Raw genomic sequence first — 25,831 nt, 5'->3', positions numbered from 1 at the left:
ATGGTGGATTTAACCGTAGCCATTTGTACTTACAATGGAGAAAAGCGCGTCCCTGAGGTTTTAGAGGCGCTCGAATCTCAGGTGAATGCCGCTCATTTTTCCTGGGAAATCCTGGTGGTTGACAATAACAGCAGCGATCGCACCGCACAAGTGGTTCGATCGCTTCAAGAAAAGTGGCCCAATGCCCCGGCGCTGAAGTATTGCTTTGAAGAGCAACAGGGAGCAGGTTTCGCTCGCAAACGGGCAGTGCAGGAAGCCCAAAGTCCGTTAATCGGGTTTCTCGATGATGACAATATCCCGGCACCAGACTGGGTGGCAGCAGCATACAACTTCGGCATGGCTCATCCCCAGGTGGGTGCCTACGGCAGTCAAATCCAAGGGGAGTTTGAAGCACCACTGCCCCCGAATTTTGAGCGGATTTTACCCTATTTAGCCATTACCCAGCGCGGCGACGCCCCCTTGCCCTACGAACCAAGGCACAGAGTTTTGCCGCCCTCGGCAGGGTTAGTGGTGCGATCGCGCGCCTGGCGCGAAAGCGTTCCCCGCCGCTGTATCCTCAATGGCAGGGTGCCGGGAAGTATGGTAACAGGAGAAGATTTAGAGGTGCTGGCTTACATTCAACAGGCCGGCTGGGAAATTTGGTACAACCCACGGATGCAGATTAAACATAAAATACCCCGGCAGCGTTTGCAAAGGGAGTATTTAATTCCGTTTTTCCGAGGGATTGGGTGGAGTCGTCACGTGACTCGCATGGTGAGAATTCAACCCCGATTCAGACCCCTGGCGGTGGTGGCGTTTATGGTCAGCGATCTGCACAAAATCATTCGGCATTGGCTAAAATACCGCAGGGAGGTACAGACCGACTTGGTGGCGGCTTGCGAACTGGAATTGTTGGTGGCCAGCTTCACCAGTTTTTTTTATTTGTGGCAAAATGGGTATTTGAATCAAAACCAGTTAAGTCAAGAACGGGAAAGTCAAACCCACCCTGCAATCGAGAGTCATTTGTGAAAATACAGACCTCTGTAAATTTTAATTCAAAACAGCGGTAAAATCAGCGATTTAATCGTCCAAATTCCCCAATATTTTATCGAGTAATTTCACCCCTCTTGGAAAGACAAAAGAATGGTTGGGTTATTAACGGGCATCACCACAGCATCCAAGCCTCCTATTTACATCGTCGGTTTGCCCAGGACTGGAACGACGTGGCTGGCTTCTATCTTGAACACGACCCCCGGAATAAAGCATTTACACGAACCGTTTAACGCCATCAACGTTCCAGAAGCCGTGCCCCACGCTCTCCAATATATGCGTGCAGACGATAAAAATCCCGCATTTTATCGGTTGTGCCGGCAAGCCTTTTCCGGACACAGTCCTCGAGATTGCGTTACCTACAAGCGCTCTCCTGTTTACAAAATACTGCCTTGGTGGCCCGGGCGGGTGATGGTGAAAGACGTTCATTCTTATTTGGCTTTGGATTGGATTGACCAACACTTCAATCCCGTTGCCATCCTAGTGATGCGGCACCCCTGTGCTTTTGCTTATAGTTGGTTTCGGCTTTATGGCCAATTTGGAAAGTCCCTCGAGAAGGTGATAGAGCAACCAAAGCTGATGAATGACTATTTATACCCCTTTGAAGAACAGTTAAACAAAGCAGAAGGATTTTGGGAAAAAATCGGTGTTTTTTGGGGGGCAACCTATTATGTGATGCTTCAACAACAGCAGAAACATTCCGATTGGATCTGGGTCAAGCATGAAAGCTTGTGTCAGGATCCGTTAGGAGAATATCAAAACTTATTCAAACGCTTAGATTTGCCTTGGACGAGCCAAACCGAACGGCGATTACAGCAATCTACAACCAAACACAGCACTCAACCTTACGTACCGCAAAGGATAACTTCACAAGAGCCACAGAAGTGGAAAAATCAGCTCGAACCCAAGCAAATCGATCGCGTTCTCGAATTTGCTCGGCCTTTCGGCTTGCAATGCTATCCGGAATTATAAAATCCAAGAATAACTTGTTTGGCTCGTCTGACTCCTCTAACTCCTGTGACTCGTTCCCAGGCTCCACGGGCAATCAAACCCGAGGCTCCACCTGCCCAAAATCGGCCAAATAATTGACAAGCTTGCTTAGGGAAATGAGGAAAAGCGCCTGGGAATATTTTTCTGGGCAAGGAATTGGTAATCTCCTATCATGTAATCCGAAGCAAATTATCTGAAATTGATAAATATGTTAGATTTTACCGTGGCGATTCCAACCTATAATGGGGCGAGCCGCTTACCCCAAGTTTTGGAAAAACTACAACAGCAAAGGGGCACGGAAGAGATTGCCTGGGAAGTCTTGGTGATTGACAACAACAGCACGGACGACACGGCCAAAGTTGTGCAACTGTTACAAGACAACTGGCCTCACCCTTATCCCCTGCGGTATTGTTTTGAAGCGCAGCAGGGTTTGGCATTTGCTCGCCAACGCGCCATTGCAGAAGCCCAGGGCAGTTGGATTGGCTTCCTCGACGATGATAACTTAGCTGCATCAGACTGGGTGGCAGCGGCTTGCTCGTTTGTGAAGGACTATCCCAAAGCGGGTGCCATCAGCGGCCAAATTCACGCCAGTTTTGAAGCGGCACCGCCAGAGAATTTTAAACAAATCGAAGCCTTTTTAGCCATTCGCGAACATGGTCCGACTCCCTTTCAGTTTGAACCCGAAAATTTACGACTTCCTCCCGGTGCTGGGTTAGTGGTTCGCAAGCAAGCTTGGGTACAGAGCGTTCCCAGTCGCCTCGCGTTGCAGGGTCGAGTGGGAAAAGCGGCGGTAGCCGGCGAAGATTATGAGGTTCTGCTTTACATGCACAAAGCGGGATGGGAAATTTGGTACAATCCCGCCATGCATATCGAGCATCGGATCCCCCGCAGCCGGCTGGAAAGAGAGTATTTACTGCCTCTCGCCCGGGGGATTGGCTTAGCCACTTGTCAGCTTCGCATGATTAATGCTAAAACTTGGCAAAAGCCCTTGATTTGGTTGAGGACTTTGCTGGGAAACCTGCGGCGAGTGATGCGCCATTGGCTCCACTACCGAGGTCGCGTAGAAACCGAACTGATTCCGGCGTTTGAGATGGCATTTTATTGGGGGAGTTTAATGAGTCCTTTTTTTTATATTAAAAGAACGATGCAAATGCGATGATAAACTAACGGCAAGCCGATTAATTTATCGAAATGATTTTAGGAAATTAAAAGAAATAATAAAATCAGTGGAGTCATTGCCAGGGAAAAGGTCGATCGCTACTCCTTGAATTAACAAACAGTTTAAGCCATGCCGATGATTTCAGTTATTATTCCCGCTTATAATGCAGAAAAAACAATTGCAGAAACCATCGATTCGGTTTTAAAGCAAACGGTTTCCGATTTTGAAGTCATTGTCATTAATGACGGGTCGGAAGATTCAACGTTAGAAATTGTGTCCCAGATTGAAGACCCCCGGGTTCAGGTGTTTTCTTACCCCAATGCGGGGGGTTCAGCGAGTCGAAATCGCGGGGTTTCTCATTCGGTGGGAGAATTTATTGCGTTTTTAGATGCAGATGACTTGTGGACTGAGGATAAGTTAGAAGCGCAATTAAAAGCATTAGAAGCTAATCCTCAAGCAGATGTCGCCTATAGCTGGTGTGATTGTATTGATGAATCAAACCAATTTTTGCGTCGTGGCGGTCATTTGACGGCCAATGGAAACCTGTATGAAAAACTGTTAATGGCGGATATTTTGGAAAATGGTTCTAATCCTTTGATTCGACGACAAGCCGTGTTGGAAGTAGGTGGGTTTGATGAGTCACTTTGCGCCGGACAGGATTGGGATTTTTATTTGCGATTAGCGGCACGCTATCAGTTTGTCACCGTAGAGCGATCGCAAGTATTGTATCGCATCTCCCCTCGTTCGGTGTCCGCGAATGTTTTTAAGCTGGAATCGGGCTGTTTGCAACTGCTCGATCGCGCCTATGGTCAAGCCCCTGAATCTTTACAGCACCTCAAGCCCCATAGTCTGGGAAATCTTTACAAATATCTGACCTTTAAAGCACTTCAAGGAAATCCAGAAGTCGGTAATGCGATCGCGGCACTTCGATTTCTCGGACAAGCCATCAAAAATGACCCCTCCCTGCTGCAAAAAAAAGCGATCGCTAAAATAGTATTGCGAGTGGGCATCATCTCTCTACTACCTCCTTCCCTGGCAAAAACACTGCTTGTCAAGTTCCAAAAATATCTCGATCCCATTACCTTACTGGGCTACTTGCGGTACAATCCATCCCCCCTATAATTTTCACCCCCTTTTCAAAATAGTTCCTATTTTATTATGCCACTGATTTCGGTCATTATCCCGGTTTTTAATGGCGAAAAAACCATCAAACAAACGGTAAATTCAGTGTTTAGCCAAAGCTTTACAGACGTACAACTCATCATAATCAACGATGGTTCGACTGATTCTACATTAAGCATTTTGTCCACCCTTAAAGACCCCAGAATTCAAGTTTTTTCATATCCGAATGCTGGAGTAGCGGCAAGTCGGAATCGAGGAATCGCCCAGGCAAAAGGGGAGTATATTTCATTTCTCGATGCCGATGACCTCTGGACCGCCGACAAGCTAGAAGCACAATTCAAAGCCTTGCAAGACAATCCCCAAGCCGCCGTCGCTTATAGCTGGACTGATTATATCGACGAACACAATCAATTTCTCTGTCCCGGGAGTCACATCACGATGAATGGAGATGTGTATGCCAAGCTATTATTCAAAAATTTTATTGAAAACGGCTCCAATCCTTTAATTCAGCGGGGGGCTTTAACCGAGGTTGGAGGCTTTGACGAATCCCTGCCACCGGCTGAAGATTGGGATATGTGGTTGCGATTGGCAGCCCGATATCGGTTTGTTGCCGTACCTCGACCCCAAATTTTATACCGGATGTCAGCGGATTCAAATTCGGCCAATATTGCTAAAATGGAAGCCCAGGGATTGAAAGTGCTGCAACGGGCTTTTGCTGAGGCTCCTGAGTCGTTACAGCCCCTCAAAAAGCCCAGCATCGCTAACTTCTATCAATACCTGACCTTTCGGGCGCTAGAAGGCAATCCCTCTCGCCAAGAAAACCTCACGGCTGCTCGATGCTTTTGGAATGTGGCGATTAACGAGCCGGCTGTGTTGCGGCGACAAAACCGACTGATGTCTATCGTATTTTTCAAAATTATCGCGGGTCTTTTTTTGCCGCCGCAACAGGTGCGAGGATGGATTAAGAAAGTTAAAGCAATTTCGGAAAATTTGAAGCAAACTTAAAGGCACAATCGGGTATAATAGAAAAGATGAAGAGGGGGAATTGACCGGGAAAAGTTCCCCTCGATGATTGACCTCCGTCCCCTTTTTATGAATTTCAAGCAAAATGCAGTAGTCGGATTGATTTCAGGGGTTTTACTCTTTTCTATGACGGCTTCGGAAGCTTTGTTTATTAGGCTGTTTATCTTAGCAGGGCAATCCAATATGGTGGGATATCAGTCCAACCTCAGCCAGTTGCCCGATCGCCTGCAAAAATCTCAGCCTCCGGTGTTGTGGTACAATCAAAACCAAGAGTGGGAGCCGCTGAAAGCGCCAACGGAACCGGTGCTGAGTGCCGACCTCTCCATTCCCGTTCCGCCGTTTGAAGATTACCATCCCGAACACAGTCATAAAGTGAAAAATAAAGTCGGGTTTGGGCCGGAAATTTCTCTCGGGTTAACCCTCGCCAAGGCTTTGAACGAACGAGTGGCTATGGTAAAATATTCTCGAAACGGCACGAGCCTGGCCACGCAATGGGATCCGAGAGAGGATGCAGGGGGCAATCCAAAAAATACCCTTTACCCTCGCATGAAAGAGCGGGTCTCGAAGGCGATCGCCGACCTGAAGGCGCGCGGCTACATTGTAGAAATTGCCGGGTTCTTCTGGATGCAAGGCGAGTCGGATGCTAGTGTAGAAACCTGGGCGAAAGACTATGAAGCGAACTTAACCCACTTCATCCAAACCCTTCGCGAAGACTACGATCGGCCAAATCTGCCATTTATCTACGGCATGGTTCATTTTGGCAACGAGCATGAAAAACCCAATGGTAGCGTAAATTGTTGTGGGGATACGGTGCGATCTGCCCAGTGGAATGTGCAGCAAAGCATCCCAAATACCGTAGCGGTGGAAACCCAAAATCTGTCCCTCCACAATGACTTACTGCACTTTGATTCTGCGGGAATTATTGACCTCGGAACTCGTTTTGCGAACGCTTGGTTGAATTTAACCTCAGATTCTCCTCAAGCATTTAGTGAAAGAAATGCCCCCTGATAGCTCAATCCTTTGCTGAAGGTTTTAAGTTCTCCACAAATTTAACCGTCTCTGGATTTTCTTTTGCCCAAGCTTCGCGATCGCGCCGTATTTTTGCCAGATGGGATTCGATATTTTCCGGGGTGATGAGTACCCCAAAATCATCGGGGACTTTTTCTGACTCATCGCCAAAAATCCGACTGAGTACCATATCCCCTACTTTTTGTTTATAATGGGAATTATCCCAATAATTTTTCAGATTCCCGTTCAAGGGTTCGGTAGTGATGCTATTGTACCCCGAAAAATCCCAAACGGGTAAAATTTTTACCACTTCTCGCTTCCACCTTTCAAAAGCATTCCAACCCTCCACCGCGCGAATGGCCTCCCATTGAATCGCATGAGAGGGAGAAATAAAGAATCTACAGTCTATTTCATGTTCTTCGCACAGTTTCACCACAGTTTGCAATTCTTGAAGATATCGCAGGGAAACTTGATAGATGCGGTCTCGGTCTACGGGTTGAAAAACCCCATATTTCAATCCTTGGGCGATAATAGCTTTAGTGCTTTGTTCGCCATAGATAGCCTTGCGGTAGAACTGAGCATTTTTTTGGCCATCTTTATAATAAAACCCCACCGTTTCGTTTGGATAACTCAAACTTCTTTTAATGGTTTTTGCGCTAGCAATTAAAGCATCGATAGAAAAAGTAGAATCGAGAATATCTTGCCAGACTAAATGATTAGTTTCGAGTCTAGCTTCTAGAAAATCCGGCGTATTTTCCGTAAACTGGTTAAACATCAATAAATCCAGTCCGATCGCCGCCGTTTTTAAATTGGACTGATTGGCGATCGCATGTTCCAAATAGCGGCGGACTTCATACATATTTGCCGCCGGAAGTCCCAGATTGTAAGCTGGGGGATTACCTTGCAACGCGAGGCGATCGGGGTCTAAACCAAACTCAGTTCTAGAAGAACCCAGCAAAACCGTCTGGGGTTGGATGCGGATAACTTCAAGCGCCTTGAATCGTCGAACCTGTTGGTTAATTTCGGCTTTAATATGGTTAAATCCTGCCACTCTCGGCGCATTCATTACCCCATAGGGATCTACCAAAATATTAAATAAAACAACTCCTAATGACTGGCAGAATACAAAAGCCAGTACAAAACCAGCATATCGACGATACATATCCATTGATTTCGTTTTTTTCAGCATGCATGTAATTAATTTCGATTGGCATTAATTTATTCCAACTAATTTTTACCCAAATCGTAGTATAACCCATTATTTTTGAGAATATATTCCCCAAACTTCATCTAAATTCAGGGTTCTATAGTCATTAGTTTTACTCACCCATAACTCCCGATTTGTCCGAATCCTTTCCAGGGAATCTTCTAGTGTATCTCGGGTTAGAAATATGCCAAAATCGCTCGGGACATTTTCTTCCTGAAATTGAAACATGCGATTGAGTACCAGATGACCGACTTGCGGGCGATAGTGAGAGCTATCAACGTAATATTTCATCGGGTTGGAGATGGGTTCTGTTGTGATGCTATTATAGCCAGAAAAATCCCATACAGGTGTTATTTGGACGACTTCGCCCTTCCATTGCTCAAACAGAGGCCACAATCCAGCTTCGCGAATGGCTTCCCATTGAGTCGCATGTGAAGGAGAGATAAAAATTTTTAAATCTATATTCTTTTCTTGGCATATTTCCACCAATTTATTTAAGTCTTTTAAATACTCCATTGACAAGTAATATTCTCCATAAAGCTCCCTGTCTTTTAAATATTCTTGCAGACTGAAACGAAAACTTTTTAACCGGGATTGGGGAAGGAAGTGATTAATCTGGTATTGTAAATTACGTCGGCCATTTGAATGGTAAGAATCAGGCTTATTTGGAGATTTTAAATTACTTGAAATGGTTTGATAGCTAGAGTCTAAAGCATCCAAAGAAAAGCCAACTCCCAAGGTTTCTTCTAAGGTTAAGCTTTGGCGCTCTAACCTGGCATCACTAAAATCGGGTCTGTTTTTTCGCACCTGGTTAAACATAAAAAAATCAATACCCAGCACCACTTGAGTGATTTGAGGCTGATTGTTGAGAGCATGTTGGAAATAGCGCAGCACCTCATACATATTCGGGCCAGAAAGGGCTAGATTGTATCCAGACCCGCTATTTGCCAAAACCGGATGAGTGGGATCTAATCCTAACTCAGTTCTAGAGGAACCTAAGAAAATAAAATCGTATTGGCTGCGAGTAATTGCCATTGCTTTAAATAACCTCACATGAGTGGCCAGGACGGGTTTAAACTGGTTAAAGTTTTCTACTTTTGGCATGCCGAGGACTTCATAGGGATCCACAACAACATTAAACAATCCAAGCGCCAAAGATTTAGCGCAGAAAAAGGCGAGCAAAAAGGTACTATATCGACGGTAATTCTTCATCATTAAAACTGGAAGTAAAGAAACTCGGACACGCGATTGAGGGACAGCAAACAGAAAACCGCCAGACTACTCACCCCAAATGCCATCCACCAGCGCGGTTTGAACCCTTGCATAATTTCCTGGGTATTCGGTAAAAAAACCACCCCTAATAACAATCCGACCAATACAATAAAACTTTGTTGTCCGCGCAAAGGCGGTAGGTAACTAAACCCTCCCCATTCCTGAAACTGCACGCCAAAAACTTTTAACCCACCGAGGACACCTTCATAAATATTCGGTAATATAATGCCTTTCATCCCCATCATTGCCTGCAACATTTCTAGACCCTCATACAAGCTAGTGGCGCGAAACAACACCCAACTCGCGACGACGGCGAGAAAGGTCATCATCCACCCGAAGATTTTGGGTAAAGGAATGCCCAACCTGCGCCATCCGTGGTTTATCGTCAACAATACCCCATGCATGCCGCCCCACAGCACATAGGTCCAGCCCGCACCGTGCCAGAGTCCTCCTAATAACATGGTAATAAAAAGATTAGCATATCGGCGAATTTCGCCGCGTCGGTTGCCACCCAAGGGAATGTACAAATAATCGCGCAGAAACGCAGAGAGGGTAATATGCCACCGCCGCCAAAAATCGGTTATCGAAAGGGCTTTATAGGGAGAATTAAAATTAATGGGCAGTTTAATATTCATCATCCACCCCAGACCGATCGCCATATCAGAATAGCCCGAAAAATCAAAATAAAGCTGTAAAGTATAGCTCAATGCCCCCACCCAAGCTTCGAGAAACGTCACCGCCTCAGTATGAGCGAATACCTGGGCCACCCAGGGGGAGAGATTATCCGCAATTAACACTTTCTTCGAGAGTCCCAGGATAAAAAGCGTGACACCCATCGCCAAATTCTGATAAGAAAAGATGAAATTTTTCAGTTGGCGAAACTGCGGAATCAGTTCGTCGTGACGCAGGATGGGGCCGGCAATTAACTGCGGAAAAAACGAAACGAATAAGGTATAAGTGGGAAAATCGTAGTTCGAGTCTTTCGTCTCTCCCCGATAGGCATCTACCAGGTAAGCAATCTGGGTGAAGGTGTAAAATGAAATGGCCAGGGGTAAAACAATCTCGGGACTGGGAAACTGACTCTGAAAAACCTGGTTTACCGAGGTGATGAAAAATTCGGCATATTTGTAATAGCCTAACAGTCCCAAATTAAAACTAATGCCAGCAATCAGTATCCCTTTCGCCTGGGTGCTGTTTGGCTTCGCCTTGTCTAGCTGTTTGCCTAATAAATAATTTCCGGCAATGGATAAAAGCAGCAAAGGAAGATAGGAAATTTTCCAGTAGGCGTAAAAAAACAAAGAGGCGATCGCCATCCAGATAATCGCCAATTTAATTAACCGGAACTTGCCCAGCACGAAATAGACAAGTACCGCAATCGGCAGAAAGCCAAAAATAAAAACGTAAGAATTAAATAACATTTACCCTACTTTAATCTTGACTAACTTTGACCTTTTTAAACACGCCAATCCAGCCATCTTTTGTGCCAATTTTACCTCCAGAAGCGCGACAAGCCAACACACTCAAAAACTCGAGAGTTTGCCACCACTTCGTGGTAGAAGTTCGCAGATATCTGCCTGTGACAAACTGAGGGCGATAGTGACGCCGACGAAACCAAATATTTTTCAGTTGCAACTTATTGCGCGAGACATATTGCACCTGTTCGTCATAGTTTTCCACAAAAACCATCATAATTCCTTGCGGATAGTAAGGTTTCACATGGTCAAAATCATCATAAAACGTGCTACTCATTAACGGCGTGGCAATAATCAAATGACCTCCCACTTTCAGGCGGTCGAGATAGTCATCCATAAACGCTTTCAAATCCGTCGGGGTAAAATGTTCGATAATATGCGACATCAGCATCAAATCGAACTGACCCTCAGTTGCCTCAAACGCTTCTACCGTCATGCAATTTAAGCCATTTTTTTGATTCGCTGCCACCAGTGTCGGATTGATTTCCACTCCTAATGCATCATACCCGGCATCCTGTAGTGGCTTGAGTTTTCTCCCGTAACCGCAACCCACATCCAAAAGCTTGCAGGTTTTGCGCTCCTTCCCAGAATACTTAGCACAATACTTCAAAATTTGCGGCAAGTCGTAATCATAGCGCAGCAGCGAATAAAAATCCGCTTTCAGTCGGCTATAGAGGCTACCCCTTTTTCCCTGCGTCATGGAAACTCAAGCTCCTAAATGAACAAACCAAAGCCAATAATTCGGCACAACGATCGCCCAAAACACGCAGAACTGACATTGCAGATATCGCCCCGCGCCGAAAACCAAGGTTGCGCCCCAAAGCACAACCCGATCGCAACACTCCCCCATTGGCATCATAGAAGCAGGCGATCGCCTTCCCCGCTGTTCTCTCAATCATTCCCTTTATAACCCATAAGTAGGGAAATCCGAATCCCCGGTAGGGGGCAATCCCGGATCTAAAACAGCGGGGTAATCCCCCACAATCAATAACTAGACCCATTTTACCCACAGGAGAACTCTCTATGACGGTACTCGAACAAGGCCAAATCGCCATTCATACCGAGAATATTTTTCCCATTATCAAGAAATCTCTCTACTCCGACCACGAAATTTTTCTGCGCGAACTGATCTCCAACGCCGTAGACGCGATCGAGAAACTAAAAATGGTCGCCTACGCCGGAGAATTCAGCGGCGACACCAGCAACCCCGAAATTACTATTTCTATCGATAAAGAAAAAAATACCCTCTCCATCACCGACAACGGGATCGGGATGAGTGCCGACGAGGTAAAACAATACATCAACCAAGTCGCCTTCTCCAGCGCCGAAGAATTTATTCAAAAATACCAAGCCGGCAGCGATCGCGCCATTATCGGGCACTTCGGACTCGGATTTTACTCCTCCTTCATGGTCGCCCAGCAAGTAGAAATCGACACCCTCTCCTACAAAGAAGGTGCCCAAGCCGTACACTGGACCTGCGATGGTTCCCCAGAATTCAAACTAGAAGACTCCACCCGCAGCAACCACGGAACCACCATCACCCTCACCCTGCAAGAAGAAGAAAAAGAATACGTCGAACCCGCCCGCATCAAGCAGTTAGTCAAAACCTACTGCGACTTCATGCCGGTGCCGATTAAATTTGAAGGAGAAGTCATCAACCGCCAAAAAGCCATTTGGCGCGACTCCCCCACCAACCTCACCGACGAAGATTACCTGGAATTCTACCGCTACCTGTACCCCTTCCAAGAAGAACCCCTGCTGTGGGTTCACCTAAACACCGACTATCCCTTCCTCGTCAAGGGCATTCTCTACTTCCCCAAACTGCGGCCCGATGTAGACGTCACCCAAGGACAGATCAAACTGTTCTGCAATCAAGTCTTCGTCTCGGACCACTGCGAAGAAATCATCCCCAAATTCCTGCTGCCCATGCGCGGCGTGCTCGACAGTCCCGATATTCCCCTGAATGTCTCCCGCAGCGCCTTGCAGATGGACCGGACCGTCCGCAAAATTGCCGACTTCATCGCCAAAAAAGTGGCAGACCGGCTCAAGGCCCTGTACAAAGAAAACTGGAAAGAGTACATCCGCAGTTGGCAGGATATCGGCACCTTCGTCAAATTTGGCTGCTTGAATGATGAGAAATTCAAAAAACAGGTAGAAGATATCGTCATCTATCGCACCACCGCCAACTTGAAACCCGCCGAAGCGGAACAACCCTCGGTAGAAGTGCAAGCGGAAGAGGGAGACGCCTGGAAAGAAGTCAACCCCAACGCCCAAACCGAAGGCCCGTACTACACCACCTTAGAAGAGTATCTCGAACGCAACAAAGCCCGTCACGAGAATCAGGTGTTTTACTGCACCGACGAAGTGTCCCAGGCGACCTACGTGCAACTGCACAAGAGTCAGGGGTTGGAAGTCCTGTTTATGGACTCCTTTATCGACCCGCATTTTATCAGCTTCTTAGAGCGGGAATACACCGACGTGAAGTTCTCCCGGGTGGATGCGGAAATTGACGACAAGCTGATCGAGAAAGACAAAGCCTCGGATATCGTGGATCCGAGTACCAACAAAACCCGGGGCGAACAAATTAAAGAAGTCTTCCAGAAAGCCCTCAACAAACCGAAGCTCAACATCCGCACCGAAGCCCTCAAATCCGACGACCCGAAAGGCACTCCCCCCGCAATGGTACTGCTACCGGAGTTTCTGCGTCGCCTGCGGGATATGAATGCTCTGGTGAGTCAGGATAAGGCGGAATTCCCCGAGGAGCATATTTTGCTGGTCAATACCTCCCACCCCCTGATTCAGAATTTGAGCCAGTTGACTCAAGGGGCGATTATCCAAGGGGAAGGAAAATCCCCCTCGGCGGAATTGGCGGATATGATTTGCCACCACGTTTATGACTTGGCGCTGATGGCGCAAAAAGGCTTCGACGCCGATGGGATGCAGTCTTTTGTGGAACGCTCTAACGAACTGCTCACCCGCCTGACGGAACAACGCAGTTAATTGGAATTGGAACCGGGCGAGTCTCCCTTCCGGGAGTCCCAACCCAACCCCATCCCAAGCCCAATCCAGCCGTAGGGTGCGTCACCCCCTCCCTCCAAACCATCGAAAAACACCCCACTCCCTGGCGGGGGTGACGCACCGGCCCTATCCGTCACACCTGGAAGGCAAAACCCCTCCTCTCGCCAGTTGGGGCAAAACTCGCTACAATGGAAGGCTGTACTTAAAATCGCGAAATTGTATCCGGAGAAAGATTATGCCACGCAAGTGCCAGCTTACTGGGAAAACGGCCAATAACGCCATGTCCATTTCCCACTCCCACCGCCGCACCCACCGCCTCCAACATGCCAACCTGCAGTGGAAGCGCGTGTGGTGGCCCCAAGGCAATCGCTGGGTCAGACTGCGCCTTTCCACCACTGCAATTAAAACCTTAGACAAAAAAGGCTTGCAAGCCTACGCGAAAGAAGCGGGAATTGATTTGAATAAATGCTAAAGGGAATATTTCGGCGCTAAAACGCCGGGAGGTCTGGGAATGGGAGACAAGCGAACAGTTCCCTGGGTATTTATTCCCCCCTCCCCCCATTTTCCCCCCCCGGTTTTTTGAACCGGGTTTTTTTCTTTCTACTGGGTGATGGATTTTTCTCTGAAGCTGGGTAAGCTTAAACTGATATCATACAAGCCCTTGGCCGCCTTTCTCCGGAAATCTACTGATTGTCGATTGCGGGAATTTTAGGCTAAGACATAAATAACAGTATTTTTTGACACCTACTGGCACCCCTGCATCTACGGAGCAGCTATGGCTAAAAAACGCAAAATCAAAAAAGGTCTAAATCGTCTGGTGCAAGCGATGACTCGCTTCATGCAGAAACTGACCAGTGAAGAAACCTATCGCATCCTACGCACTGCCCTCGTCACCTCTAAAAAACGGGGACAGGCGGGTTTTGTGTTGCCAACCACTACCCTGCTGATTCTGGTGATGCTGTTGGTGGTCAGTGCCCTGATGTTTCGGTCCTATCAGCGATCGACTGAGGTGATTGGGGAATATCAACTGCAAGCGGTAGAAAATCCAGCAGCAGCAGCGATCGAACGGGCAAAATCCAAATTAGAATACTTGCTTTCCGATAAAGGGGTGTACGGTCAAACCGCAGGGGTTCCACCAGAAACCCTGATGGAAAGTCTGCTATTAACAGACAATATTTATTTATTTGATGATGAAACGGCAATTCCGCCTCAAGTTAATATCGATGGAACGCCAACTGAGGCGGCGTGGAGCTTTCAAACTGATGGCAATGGTGATGGAGATACCACCGATCCAGAAGACTTGACCACTGCTTACACGATCGTTTTGCGATCGACAAGACCGGCAGGAAGTGGTTTTAAAACCGTAGACCCTAAATTAGCTGCGGACCAGCCAACCATTTACCAACTCTTTAATGACAACGAAAAAGCGGATAATCTGGTGGTCAACAATGGCCCGCTAGTGCAAACTCGCGATACGAGCAATTCTTGCAATCCGCGAGTGGAATATATCCAAGGGTGGTTCCCGGTCAGTACGGCAGTCTTGATGAAGAGCTTTCAAGTGTTTGCCGTCAGCGTGCCCAATGCGGTGACTAACGGCGGTAGCTCTGCGAATCCAGTGATTTCCACGGTTCAGTACCAACAAGACCGAACGATTAATACGGCAAACAAGTGGGGCGCGTGGTTCCGCAACGATATCGAATTCAACCCCGGTCGAGACTTGATCTGGAATGGGGCGATCCACAGCGAAGGAAGTATATTTGTCAGACCGGAAGGCAATACATTTTCTTCGCACTTAATTAGCGCGCCTCCCTCTTGTTTCTATAAACCCGAACTAAACTCGAAAATCACCGCCAGAGGACATTTCGTCAATAATCTGCTGTGGGCGAATAGCGGTGCCTTCACGGGCACTACGCAGGTATATACATATGATAATACCACCACGGGGATTACCCTGACCGAGGACAACGACTCGATCGACAACAGTTTTATCACCGGGGGCAATGCGATTAATATTGCCCTGGATCCGTTGCGGATCCAGATCGCGAATGAATCGGTACCTCGGGGGGGCGGTACATTTTCGGCAATGACCGATGCGAACTGGCAGGGCAGTGACTTGTCCCAACGCATTGAAGTGGCACTGTCCTCGGCAAGTCCACCGCCCTATGTGGACGATACCTACCGCGCCGATGACCTGTACGGGCCAAAACCGGGATATGACAACAATTCACAACCCCCCTATACCACTACTCCGGATTGTCCGATCGGGATGGAAATTGACGATCCATTATGCGGCATTACTCCACCCCTAACCAACAACGATCTGCTGCGGAATGAAACCGTACCCACCGCACCCGATGCCTATGGGTTGGATGGATATTGGGAACGTCGTGCCCGAGCGGAAGGTCTGCGGGTCATCGTCGGGCAGCGACTGGAATTGGGGAATGCCTTTGGCTGGAGTGGAGAGGACCCCCTCCATCCACCAGACCCATCAATTTCAATTACCAATCTAGCCCGCCAGCGGCGCACTCAGTGGGATAATTTAGCGGCGGTGCAAGCCACTGCAGTGTATCACTATGATCATGGCACCAGCAAAGGCTATCAGCCCGTTGCAGTGGTGGCAACGACCGTTCACCCTGGCACGGCCGAAACCCTGCAGGACAGTGCCACCTTTGACAACATTCAGTTTCAAACCGTAGATAATACTCAGTTTAATGCGGTGGCTCCCGACTTTTTCAATGGTCGGGGGACGAATGGCTGGGAATTTGAACCGCCAGAACTGAATGCTTCTGTGTGGAAAGCCCTAGCAAACCTCGCCTATTTTGCTGGGGATCCCAATGGTGCCTATCCACCCCTGCAAGCTGCAGGAAGAGTGCATCCCTACCCGCAGTTGACCATGTGGGGAGACTTCTCCAATCTGCGACGGATTATTGAAAGTGGCAACCAAACTCCCCCTTCTAGCGGAAATGCAGGGGACATGAGTCTCGCCGATGCTACCACCGTTCACACGGCGGCGGCAATGTTGGGGATGTTGGCGTATAACATTGACTATCTGGAAAGTTACGATTACGCAGGCAATCAAACCAGTGGGTTATACGGAACGTCAGGCGCAGGTTTGCAGACGTTAGCAGATGAACTGTGGGAATTGCAAAATGAAGTTGACGATCCTGCTAATGATGACTATGAGGTAATAGCTCTCGATGGCGCTGGCAAGCTGGTTAATGATGGCATTAGTGGAACTTTAGCAGGTAATCCACCAGACCCAGATGATTACAAATTACCGCCCGAGGCATATATTTCTAAACTCCAACAGAAAGTAGAGAACGGAGACTTAGCGCAAGAAGTCGTAGAACTGGCTCGGTTCGTAATGACTAAGGAGCAAGTGAAACGCGATCGCATCTATGGGTTCAGGCCAACTGACGAAAACGCTTCAGAGAATGCAGCAGTTTTTACGTTTGAACCTAAACAAATAAATAATGCCAGCGTTTTTCATAACCGAAACTTTAGGATTAGTTGTGATGTAACCAACAACAGCGGGAACAACTATTTTGGACTGGCTAACTTTGAAGATCCTGTTGCTCCTGCAAATTCTCCCTTGAAAGCAGCAGGAACTAACCTGGATGAACAAGATCTAATCGGTTTATCTCGCCTCTGCTCCAACGATCCGAAATTCCCGGCGCTGTATTACGTTTTCCCAGTGGTTAATCACGGCCATGCAGGGGCAAATAATACGGCAACAGGAGGTGTAAACCATCTGCAACCAGCCGAACCTTACATCGCAGATACCTACATTCAGGGCATCAATACCGGCACTAGTCTGTATCAGGAAATCACCAACACGGACCTGAATAATATCGCCCTCCAACCCCGCCCGATTACTTTCGGCAGCTGGATCCTGCCGACGCAAAGCGCACCCGCCGGAATAACCGGGAGCAATCCCAACCGCAATGATGTGGATCTGGTGGCCGTTCAAGATGGCAGCGCCACAACATTGCGACGAGTGGCGATTAAGGATTCAGCATTCTTTGACCCTCGCGAAGAAATGAGCGTGCGGGCGTTGAATATGGATGTGGATATATTGCGCAACAACAGTCCTAACAGCGATACCTGGTTGCCGGGACTGGGGAATAGCGATGTGGATCCGAACCGGGGTGCGGTCTATGTGTTCCGGGAAGATGCGGTGCGCGAAGATGCGATCGCTCGACCCCCGACTACCAATTACACCAGCTACGAATCCGCCTGGAGTCCTGACGGGACGGTGAGTAGCGGCAGTGTCCTGATGGATGCCAATCGTCCAGCCGATCCCCCGGTATTTAATGTGGGAACTGGAGGTAGCCCGGATAATAATGCCGATCGCGGTATCAGTCCCAAAGCGGTGGATTACTATGCCGACCCCGATCGCCGTCCCTATGGTTTCCGCTTAAAAAATGGAGCCGACCTGCGGCGCAACAGCAATAACGATGTGCTGCAAGGGATCACCCTGGTGTCCGACAACCCGGTGTACATTCAAGGGGATTTCAACGTCCACACCGAGGAGGAATTTTTAAATAATTCCGGTGATTTCTACGATCGCACCAACATTAACCCAAACTTCGGCGATCCGAATGGAGACTCCTGGCGACCCTCAGAAATTCTGGCGGATGCCGTTTCCACCCTCTCTGCTAACTTCTGTGATGGCAGCATCGAAGATGGACTGGTGCCCGTAGATGCTTCGGCAATTCAAACGGTGGATCCAGGTAATATCAGAACTGGGAATCTCAACGAGCGCATCGAATATTTGAGATCGCCAGCATCAAGCTCAGACCTTAGGGACACCATTCAAGTGCGATATGGTTGTCCGAACATTCCCAATAATAGACCCTACACCTCGTACTTAAACCAAAACCGACCCCGAACCGCTCTCGGCACTGACGTTCGCTGGTTGCGAGCCAATCCAGCGGAAAACGATTCGACGTTTAGTGGGCCAGTGTCTTCTTCCTCGCCAAATCCAATCATCGTTTCATCGCCGATCGTGTTTTCCCGAAATGGCGCACCCATGACGATTAACACATCAGCAACACCCCCAACATCCAATCCCACTGCTTATAACAACAACTACTACCAGTTCAATGCCATACCGTGGTCCAGTAATGCGAACCGCGATGGCCGACAACTGGTGCCCGCCGCGAATGGAACCACAGAAATAAATGCCGTGATTGTCAGTGGTGTGGTGCCGTCGCGCAACGCTCAACAAAATGGAGGTATCCCCACCTACCCGCGCATGATCGAAAACTGGAGCGGTCAAACCTTGAAGATTCGGGGTTCGTTTATGCAGCTTAACTTCAGCAATTACGCAACCGGCCCACTGGAGCGCGATGCCTGGGAACCCAGAGCGATAAGCGGCGCACCGGATATGCCCCACTGCAGCGGCGTCAACCCCTGCAATCCAGTCAGCGGCACCAATCTCACCGGTGGCAACAATCTCAACTTGCTGTTCTACTTAGCACCCACCCGGGATTGGGGTTACGATGTGGCGTTGCAGTATCTCCCCGCCGGGCCAGTGTCGCGACGGTTTGTGATGCCCGATAGCACCCGCAGCGAATTTTACCGGGAACCGAAAGCGGATAATGACTACATTTGCAAGCTCCGCGATGCGATCGGTTTTAGCTGTCCGTAATAGTACAGGGAGGAGTCTGATGAAACCTGCAAAAGACAAGCAAACCGAACGAGGATTGACGATGGTGGAGTCGATGGCGGCAATGGTCATCTTTAGCTTGGCGATCGTCTCGATTACGCCACCGATTATATTCGCGATGGCGAATCGGGTACGCGCGCACCGCGCGGAACAGGCAATGAAACTGGCTCAGAGCGAAATCGATCGGGTTCGACTCGTACTCGAGCGAGGGAATGGTGCCTTCAATAATTTGAATGATTTTGTGGCTCATTTGCCTCCCTCTGGAGGTGATAACATCGAGCCACAACAGGTGGCAGCGCCCACGCCAGCCGGTGCCAGTGCTTGTGCCACGCCACAGACTCAGGGGGCAGACGAAATCTGCCTTGTGGACGTGAACAACGATGGCGAGAACGATTTTGCCATCCAAACCTTTCGTACCCTGAGCCAATGCTTACCCAACACATCTGGAGACCAAGTGCCAGTGGGATTCTGGATGGGGGTGCGAGTTTATACCAAAGCGTCTTTGGATTTTAGTGGAGGTTCATTGAGCAAGGAGCAAGCTTCTTTGTCTTTTTCCAATGCCAATACGGCAGGATCTTCCCCATTGGCAGTGCGCTACATTTCTATAGCCAGAACTAGCATAGACAGTAATTCCCTTGATGTCTATCAAGACCTAGCAAAAAAAGCAACTGGCGATTGTCCTTAAGGTGAGTATCATAGCACGGTTGGCAATTAGAACAGATGGCGTATAGGGATTTGATAAGGGAGAGGGTTCAATGGTTTTTGGAAAAAAAATGGCAAGCAAAAGTCTGCAATTTTATCTAAAAAAATACCTAGCAGGTTCAAAACAGAGCAAGGTAGCCGGTTTTACGTTGCTAGAGCTATTGATGGCGATCGCGGTTGCCGGCATTGTCCTCTATGGTATGTTGTCCCTGGTGGTGAACCTGCTAGGAATCGAACAAAAAGAAACTGCCAAGAGTCAAGTCCAGCAAGAAATGGATCAAGCAATGGATTATATCGCCGCCGATCTTCAAAAAGCAGTGTACATTTACGATGGGGATTGTGTGGCTGGGGGGGTGGGAAGTCCCGGAGATCCTGATTATTGTCCGGGACTTGACAATATTCTCGGTTTTTCCAGTGAGAACGTCATTCCAGTGGTGGCATTTTGGAAATTGGAGGAAGTGCCCTATAGAAATCCCACTACTACCGCTGCACAACAGTTACCTACAGATTGTACCAGCTTGCCCGCATCCGACCAAAATCAATGTTACGCCCTCAAAACAGGTCGCCATACCAATACCTTGGTGATTTATGCTCTAGATCCGGACCCCTCCAATACCTGGGACGGTCCTGCAACCATTACTCGCTATCAACTCCGTAAATACGATCCAGAGCAGTTATCCACTCTTACCCTAACTACTAACTTTGTGGATCCAACCACCACAGAGAAAAGCTATCAAACCTGGCCGTGCAACACAGATGGCACCAATTGTTTAGCTCAACAATCTTATGCAGGCAATAATGATGTATTGGTTGATTTAGTAGACAAGGACTTGTTAAGTAACAATCCTCCAACTTGTGCTGATTATCCAAATTACAGCCTAACCGGAGATAATGCTCATAGTAGTTTTTATGCCTGTGTCAAGCCTCCCGAGTTAGGGTCAGGTAATTTTCAAGATGCGATTGTTTTTCTACGCGGTAACGCTGCTGAAAAAGCCGGAGAGAGCGGTTCGCGCAATACGGTCTATTTACCGAGCTTGCAAAGAAGAATTCAGGCTCGCAGTCTCTATGAAACCACTCCCTCGGATCTGTAATTCATTTACGGGGAAGTTGATGGGAAAGCTTGAGAATCGGCGAGTTCTCATTCCAGATGAGAGTTTATTTTAGCAAAAAACGGGATTTAAAATGATACCTCTGAAGATGAAGTTACTTCAACAACTGAAGTCCTGGCAACATCAGCAACGGAATCGAGTTACTGTAGCCGAAAAATACAGTGCAGGCGGCGGTTTTACCCTGTTGGAAGTGCTGCTAGTGGTGTTTATGCTAAGCATTTTAGCAGGCATCGGCATTCCCAGTTGGCTGGCAATGGTGAACAACACTCGCCTGAAAAGAGCGATAGTACCGATAGAACAGGCCATCAATCAAGCCCAAAGCAAAGCCAAGCAGCAAAAAAGCACCTGGCAAGTTACTATTCAACAAACCACTGATGCTGCTGGGGATATTGTGGTTCAGTGGGCGGTTCATCCGGCAAGTAGTACCCCCAATTGGCAGACCATCGATAAAGAAACGGGAATTAAAATTGATGACACTTTAACCACTTTGGATGGTACAGCGACTTTACCGTGGAGCATTCAATTTAACGATAAGGGAAATTTGTCCGACGGATCGCCATTAGGTCAAGTGACTCTAACCCTACAGAGCAATGCTAACAAAAAACGATGCGTGAGAGTGCTCACCCTTTTAGGAGCCACGCGAACTGCTGAAAACCAAGATTGCAATCCCTCGCCCTAACTCACGAAAACCCTTGGCCAACCCTCACTTAAGTGCTACCGTGCAAATGTTAAATAAATGTTAAAAACCCTCAGACACTCGGCGCTGAGGGTTTATTCTATAGACAAAGTAAAATGAGGGTGCTGAGCCATGCAGAATCAGACATGGAGCCTTCCTCACAAAACCTCGCCCACCTCGGGATTCACCCTTCTCGAAGTCTTGCTGGTGGTGTTCATTATCGGCATCCTCGCCGCCGTGGGAATTCCCAGTTGGCTGGCTTGGGTAAACAGCCTCAAACTCGACACCGCCCAAGATAAAGTTTACGCTGGTCTGTTGGAAGCGAAAAGCAAAGCCAAGCAACAGAAAATCACCTACCAAATCAGCTTTCGGGATAACAATGGTCTAGCACAATGGGTAGTTCACCCCGCCAGCATCACCCCCAGTGATGACAGCGGGTGGCAAAGTCTGGATGCGGAGGTAAAAATCGACACCAACCACACCACCTTTTATCAAACCCCCGCCACTGGCTTTTGGCGAATGCAATTCAACCACAAAGGGCATGCCAACGGGCAACTGGGGCGCGTCACCCTGACCCTGGAGAATAACAGCAACCAACACCGATGCGTCTTTGTCTCCACCCTGTTAGGCGCAATGCGCGAGGACGAGGATTGCGATTGATTGCATGTTGTTAATGATTAACCGAGAGCGATCGCGCGAAATTGCCCACCGAGGGGGGTTAGTGCGTCATCCCCGGGACCCCATGCCGGGGGTGACGCCGCCGGAAACTTATGTGAGCGCTCTTGAGTGAGCCTCACTTTCCGGTAACTTAACTCTGATTCATCCAGGCTTTGCGGGCTTCCTCAGTTTTCTCCTTATCCAACTGGAACACGGACACGGACAGAGGAGGCAAGCACAAATCCAAGGAATAAGGACGTCCGTGGAACCACCATTCATCGGCCCACTTGCCGCCTAAATTCCCCATATTGCTGCCGCCATAATCCCGAGAATCGCTGTTAAAAATCTCATTGTAGAACCCATGCACTGGCACGCCGACGCGATAGTGACTGTGGGGCTGTGGGGTGAAATTGCACACCACCACCACAAAATCCTCGCGGTCCTTACTCCAGCGAATAAACGACACCACACTGTGCCGATTATCCGAGCAATCAATCCACTCAAACCCTTCTTCACCGAAATCCTGACTGTAAAGCGCCGGCGTGGAGCAATACAAGCGATTCAAATCGCTCATAAACTGCTTGAGCTGCTGGTGTGGCTCGTATTGCAGCAGATGCCACTCTAAATCCCCCCAAACATTCCACTCGCTCCACTGAGCGAATTCCATACTCATAAACAGCGTTTTCTTGCCCGGGTGAGCGAACATATAGGAAAACAGACAGCGGACATTAGCGAACTTCTGCCAGCGGTCTCCGGGCATTTTGCCGATGATATTGCTCTTTCCATGCACCACCTCATCGTGGGACAGAGCCAGCATAAAGTTCTCGCTGTGGTGATACCAAATACTAAACGTGACGTTATTTTGGTGGAACTGACGGAACCAGGGGTCCATGCTGAAATAATCCAGCATATCGTGCATCCAGCCCATATTCCACTTTAAATTAAAGCCCAAACCGCCCACATAAGTCGGCCAGGACACCATTGGCCAAGAGGTAGATTCCTCCGCGATCGACAGCACGCCGGGATAGTAGCTAAACAGCAGGTTATTCACCTGACGCAGGAAATCCGCCGCTTCGAGATTTTCCCGTCCGCCATACTGGTTGGTCACCCATTCCCCTTCTTTGCGGAAATAGTCCAGATAAAGCATGGAAGCCACAGCATCCACCCGCATGCCGTCGATATGGTACTTATCGAACCAGAACAAGGCATTGGCCACCAAGAAATTCCGCACCTCATTGCGGTTGTAATTAAACACCAAAGTGCCCCATTCCTTGTGTTCTCCCTTGCGCGGGTCGGCATGTTCGTACAAATGCGTGCCATCAAAGAAAGCCAAGCCGTGACCGTCTTTCGGGAAGTGGCCTGGAACCCAGTCTACCAGGACGCCGATGCCATTTTGGTGGCATTGGTCTACGAAATACATGAAATCTTCCGGGGTGCCATAGCGGGAGGTAGGGGCATAGTAGCCGGTGACTTGATAGCCCCAAGACCCATCAAACGGGTGTTCCGCCACCGGGAGCAATTCCACGTGGGTAAAGCCGAGGTCTTTCACATAGGGAATCAGCTTGTGGGCGAGTTCGCGGTAGGTGAGGAAGCGCGCGCCGGGTTTGAGTTCCGAGACCACCACCATCGGTTCGGTTTCGCCATTGGGCAACTGGGCCGGTTCGGAGGCGGAGGCATGGAGCCAGGATCCGAGATGACATTCATACACCGAGATAGGCTGAGTCAGGGGGTCGGTGTGGCGGCGATGCTCCATCCACTCGCTATCGTTCCAGGTATAGCTGTCCAACTCGGTGACAATCGAGGCTGTTTTCGGTCGGACTTCTTGCTGGAAGCCGTAGGGGTCGGATTTTTCGTAGATGTGGCCTTCGTAGTTTTTGATTTCGTATTTGTAATGCTCGCCGACGTTTAAATCGGGGATAAACAGTTCCCAGACGCCGTTACCGCGTTTAGCCATTTGGTGTTTGCGCCCGTCCCAGTGGTTGAAATTGCCCAGGATGGAGACATTGCGGGCGTTGGGTGCCCAAACGGCGAAGTAGACCCCTTGGACGCCGTTAACTTCGAGGGGGTGGGCACCGAGTTTTTCGTAGATGCGGTGATGATTGCCTTCGCTGAAGAGGTGGATGTCGAAGTCGGTGAGTTTGGGGGAACGGAAGGCGTAGGGGTCGTAGATGACCCGATCGCGATCGCCTTCTTTGACTCGCAGTTGGTAGTTTGCCAGTTCTTCGATATCGATGGTGCATTGGAAAAAGTGGGGATTATGCACCGATTCCATTGGGAATTCTTGCCGTTGTTCTGGCAGGATAACTGATGCGGTGTCGGCATTGGGGAGATAGGCGCGCACCACCCAGCGTTTCACTTTCCCATTTTCCTCGATTGGATGGGCACCGAGGACTTGGAAGGGGTCGTCATGCTGGTTCCAAACAATCCGGTCTACTTGATCTGGGGCGATGGTGATTGACATGGGGTTCCTTCAAATGCAGTTACGTGAATCGGTTCGATCGCGGTGCCACGCTCTTGGGAGTGGGCACATCAGGGGGTTTGGTGTCGAGCAACGGCTGCTCGGTGCTGGGTAACGTTTGGCCTGCGATGGATGGGAATGGCTTGTTTTTACCGCAAACTGACCCAGTATGCAAGGGGCGAGAAAACGCTTTGCGATCGCGGCTGAATCTCTTTTAAAATTAAGGGTTCTAGAGTTAACTTCCCTGAAAGACTACCCGGTGCGATCGCCTCTGGAGGCTTTCGGGACACAGCCAGGGAAAGGGCTAGCCTGAAACCTGGAGAGGTTTTATCTCCAATAGCCTACACCAGCAATATTAAGGAATGTTAATTAATGTGGCAAGATTTAAAACGGAAATATGGCGCGCAGCAGGTCGCGAATCGGCAAGATGTTGGTGATGTTCTCCTCGCCAGAGACGCCGATACTCGCGGTGGTCGCGGCTTGCGGGGGCAGTAAATTCACCCCTACAGGTTCGAGGTTTTCGATTAACGCCGCATATTCAGCCGGCGCGATCGCTTCCCCATCAATCGGCGATCGCGCTTGGGTAATAATTTCAGTTCGCAAAATTTCTTCTGGCACATCCGACGGTGGCGGTAATCCCCGCGCGGGGGAAGCGAAACCCAACAGCAGCATCACCCCCACCATTTCCCAGGTTGGGGCGCAGGGGAGAGCGGGCGCGAGAGCAGGGCAAACACGAGGGGTTATCTTCATTTTTGATTAGCGGTTGGGTGCCAAGCTAAGAGAACTTCTTCAGGAGTGGGAGCGGGAGACAATTCGCCTTTCGGTAGAGATTGCAGGATTTGCAGCGAGTGCGAATCTGGCCCAGGCGAATTTCAATTTTCGAGAATCCGGAGCGATCGCCAACCATCGCTTGTGACGACGAACCTCCGGGATTGCGGAACCCAAAGAAACTAGCGCTTCCCCGTGGTGGTATGGACAAAAAACTCACGGGGAAAGCACAAGGGAATAAAGTGGCCAAGGAAATGAAAACCGCCTAGGGCTTTGTTGGGTTAGTGCGCGCCGGGGGAGGGGTGTAGATGAGCGATCGACCCATTCCTGCGCGAGGGACTTCACCACAGCCATTTGCCCGTCGGCGTTTATTTTACTCGGCTTCGGGCATTTCTTCTTCAGTGGTGGCGGCGTCTTCCATCGTTTCGGGTTCTGCCGGGGCAGCCTCAGTCTCGGAATCTTCCATCGTTTCGGGTTCTGCCGGGGCAGC

At 48.9% G+C, this 25,831-nt stretch carries 22 protein-coding genes; 16 read left to right on the top strand and 6 right to left on the bottom strand.

Going from position 1 to position 25,831, the window contains the following annotated elements; genetic code table 11:
• The 6 genes from hpsE (AC0QH1_RS28085) to AC0QH1_RS28060 all read left to right on the top strand — a co-directional run bounded on the left by hpsE (AC0QH1_RS28085) (position 1) and on the right by AC0QH1_RS28060 (position 6,331).
• Positions 1–1,008: a hormogonium polysaccharide biosynthesis glycosyltransferase HpsE gene (gene hpsE, locus AC0QH1_RS28085; RefSeq protein ID WP_324634747.1), complete on the top strand. Its 1,008-nt coding sequence runs from the start codon at positions 1–3 to the stop codon at positions 1,006–1,008.
• A 114-nt stretch (positions 1,009–1,122) separates the two neighbouring features.
• A complete protein-coding gene (locus tag AC0QH1_RS28080; RefSeq protein WP_324634746.1) occupies positions 1,123–2,001 on the top strand; it encodes a sulfotransferase in 879 nt (292 codons plus the stop codon).
• A gap of 226 nt (positions 2,002–2,227) precedes the next feature.
• Entirely contained in the window at positions 2,228–3,178 is a 951-nt protein-coding gene (hpsE, locus tag AC0QH1_RS28075) for a hormogonium polysaccharide biosynthesis glycosyltransferase HpsE (protein ID WP_324634745.1), read from the top strand.
• A gap of 129 nt (positions 3,179–3,307) precedes the next feature.
• Entirely contained in the window at positions 3,308–4,300 is a 993-nt protein-coding gene (locus AC0QH1_RS28070; protein WP_324634744.1) for a glycosyltransferase, read from the top strand.
• Between the two features lie 36 nt (positions 4,301–4,336).
• Complete coding sequence (locus AC0QH1_RS28065) at positions 4,337–5,305, top strand: glycosyltransferase (protein ID WP_324634743.1); 969 nt, start codon at positions 4,337–4,339, stop codon at positions 5,303–5,305.
• An 87-nt stretch (positions 5,306–5,392) separates the two neighbouring features.
• A complete protein-coding gene (locus AC0QH1_RS28060; protein ID WP_324634742.1) occupies positions 5,393–6,331 on the top strand; it encodes a sialate O-acetylesterase in 939 nt (312 codons plus the stop codon).
• A gap of 4 nt (positions 6,332–6,335) precedes the next feature.
• On the opposite strand, the gene AC0QH1_RS28055 is transcribed toward AC0QH1_RS28060, so the two are convergent.
• The 4 genes from AC0QH1_RS28055 to AC0QH1_RS28040 all read right to left on the bottom strand — a co-directional run bounded on the left by AC0QH1_RS28055 (position 6,336) and on the right by AC0QH1_RS28040 (position 10,982).
• Positions 6,336–7,520, bottom strand: coding sequence for a hypothetical protein (locus AC0QH1_RS28055; protein ID WP_324634741.1), 1,185 nt, complete (start codon positions 7,518–7,520; stop codon positions 6,336–6,338).
• 69 nt (positions 7,521–7,589) lie between these two features.
• Positions 7,590–8,753, bottom strand: a complete 1,164-nt coding sequence (locus AC0QH1_RS28050) for a hypothetical protein (protein ID WP_324634740.1) — start codon at positions 8,751–8,753, stop codon at positions 7,590–7,592.
• The gene (locus AC0QH1_RS28045; protein WP_324634739.1) at positions 8,753–10,228 is read right to left on the bottom strand and encodes an MBOAT family O-acyltransferase; all 1,476 of its coding nucleotides are present in this window, start codon (positions 10,226–10,228) and stop codon (positions 8,753–8,755) included. Before AC0QH1_RS28045 ends, AC0QH1_RS28050 begins: the two co-directional genes overlap by 1 nt.
• 10 nt (positions 10,229–10,238) lie before the next feature.
• Positions 10,239–10,982: a class I SAM-dependent methyltransferase gene (locus AC0QH1_RS28040; RefSeq protein WP_324634738.1), complete on the bottom strand. Its 744-nt coding sequence runs from the start codon at positions 10,980–10,982 to the stop codon at positions 10,239–10,241.
• Positions 10,983–11,305: 323 nt separating this feature from the next.
• Here AC0QH1_RS28040 and htpG point away from each other — a divergent pair, with 323 nt between their 5' ends.
• From htpG to AC0QH1_RS28000, 8 genes are all read left to right on the top strand, one after another.
• On the top strand, positions 11,306–13,282 hold the full coding sequence (gene htpG, locus AC0QH1_RS28035; RefSeq protein WP_324634737.1) for a molecular chaperone HtpG: 1,977 nt from the start codon (positions 11,306–11,308) through the stop codon (positions 13,280–13,282).
• Between the two features lie 253 nt (positions 13,283–13,535).
• Positions 13,536–13,772, top strand: a complete 237-nt coding sequence (gene rpmB / locus AC0QH1_RS28030; protein ID WP_324634736.1) for a 50S ribosomal protein L28 — start codon at positions 13,536–13,538, stop codon at positions 13,770–13,772.
• A 303-nt stretch (positions 13,773–14,075) separates the two neighbouring features.
• Positions 14,076–18,953 (top strand): hormogonium polysaccharide biosynthesis protein HpsA, encoded by a 4,878-nt coding sequence (hpsA, locus tag AC0QH1_RS28025; RefSeq protein WP_324634735.1) that lies wholly within the window; start codon positions 14,076–14,078, stop codon positions 18,951–18,953.
• A 19-nt stretch (positions 18,954–18,972) separates the two neighbouring features.
• Positions 18,973–19,656: a type IV pilus modification PilV family protein gene (locus tag AC0QH1_RS28020; protein ID WP_324634734.1), complete on the top strand. Its 684-nt coding sequence runs from the start codon at positions 18,973–18,975 to the stop codon at positions 19,654–19,656.
• Between the two features lie 88 nt (positions 19,657–19,744).
• Positions 19,745–20,764 (top strand): prepilin-type N-terminal cleavage/methylation domain-containing protein, encoded by a 1,020-nt coding sequence (locus tag AC0QH1_RS28015; protein WP_324634733.1) that lies wholly within the window; start codon positions 19,745–19,747, stop codon positions 20,762–20,764.
• Positions 20,765–20,855: 91 nt separating this feature from the next.
• The gene (locus AC0QH1_RS28010; protein WP_324634732.1) at positions 20,856–21,461 is read left to right on the top strand and encodes a type II secretion system protein; all 606 of its coding nucleotides are present in this window, start codon (positions 20,856–20,858) and stop codon (positions 21,459–21,461) included.
• Positions 21,462–21,590: 129 nt separating this feature from the next.
• Complete coding sequence (locus tag AC0QH1_RS28005; protein ID WP_324634731.1) at positions 21,591–22,118, top strand: prepilin-type N-terminal cleavage/methylation domain-containing protein; 528 nt, start codon at positions 21,591–21,593, stop codon at positions 22,116–22,118.
• A gap of 4 nt (positions 22,119–22,122) precedes the next feature.
• Complete coding sequence (locus AC0QH1_RS28000) at positions 22,123–22,248, top strand: hypothetical protein (RefSeq protein ID WP_324634730.1); 126 nt, start codon at positions 22,123–22,125, stop codon at positions 22,246–22,248.
• 18 nt (positions 22,249–22,266) lie between these two features.
• Here the strand turns inward: AC0QH1_RS28000 and glgB are convergent, their stop codons facing one another.
• The gene (glgB, locus tag AC0QH1_RS27995) at positions 22,267–24,576 is read right to left on the bottom strand and encodes a 1,4-alpha-glucan branching enzyme (protein ID WP_324634729.1); all 2,310 of its coding nucleotides are present in this window, start codon (positions 24,574–24,576) and stop codon (positions 22,267–22,269) included.
• Between glgB and AC0QH1_RS27990 the strand changes: the two genes are divergently transcribed.
• Entirely contained in the window at positions 24,570–24,791 is a 222-nt protein-coding gene (locus AC0QH1_RS27990; RefSeq protein ID WP_324634728.1) for a hypothetical protein, read from the top strand. The genes glgB and AC0QH1_RS27990 overlap by 7 nt on opposite strands.
• A gap of 166 nt (positions 24,792–24,957) precedes the next feature.
• Here the strand turns inward: AC0QH1_RS27990 and AC0QH1_RS27985 are convergent, their stop codons facing one another.
• Positions 24,958–25,245 carry a hypothetical protein gene (locus AC0QH1_RS27985; protein WP_324634776.1) on the bottom strand — a complete coding sequence of 96 codons (288 nt, stop codon included), beginning with the start codon at positions 25,243–25,245 and terminating at the stop codon, positions 24,958–24,960.
• A 176-nt stretch (positions 25,246–25,421) separates the two neighbouring features.
• On the opposite strand from AC0QH1_RS27985, the gene AC0QH1_RS27980 reads away from it, so the two are divergent.
• Positions 25,422–25,610 (top strand): hypothetical protein, encoded by a 189-nt coding sequence (locus tag AC0QH1_RS27980; RefSeq protein ID WP_324634727.1) that lies wholly within the window; start codon positions 25,422–25,424, stop codon positions 25,608–25,610.
• Positions 25,611–25,831: the final 221 nt, after the last annotated feature.

The organism is Phormidium sp. CCY1219, from assembly GCF_055795085.1.
This window is presented reverse-complemented; position numbering and strand designations above follow the sequence as displayed.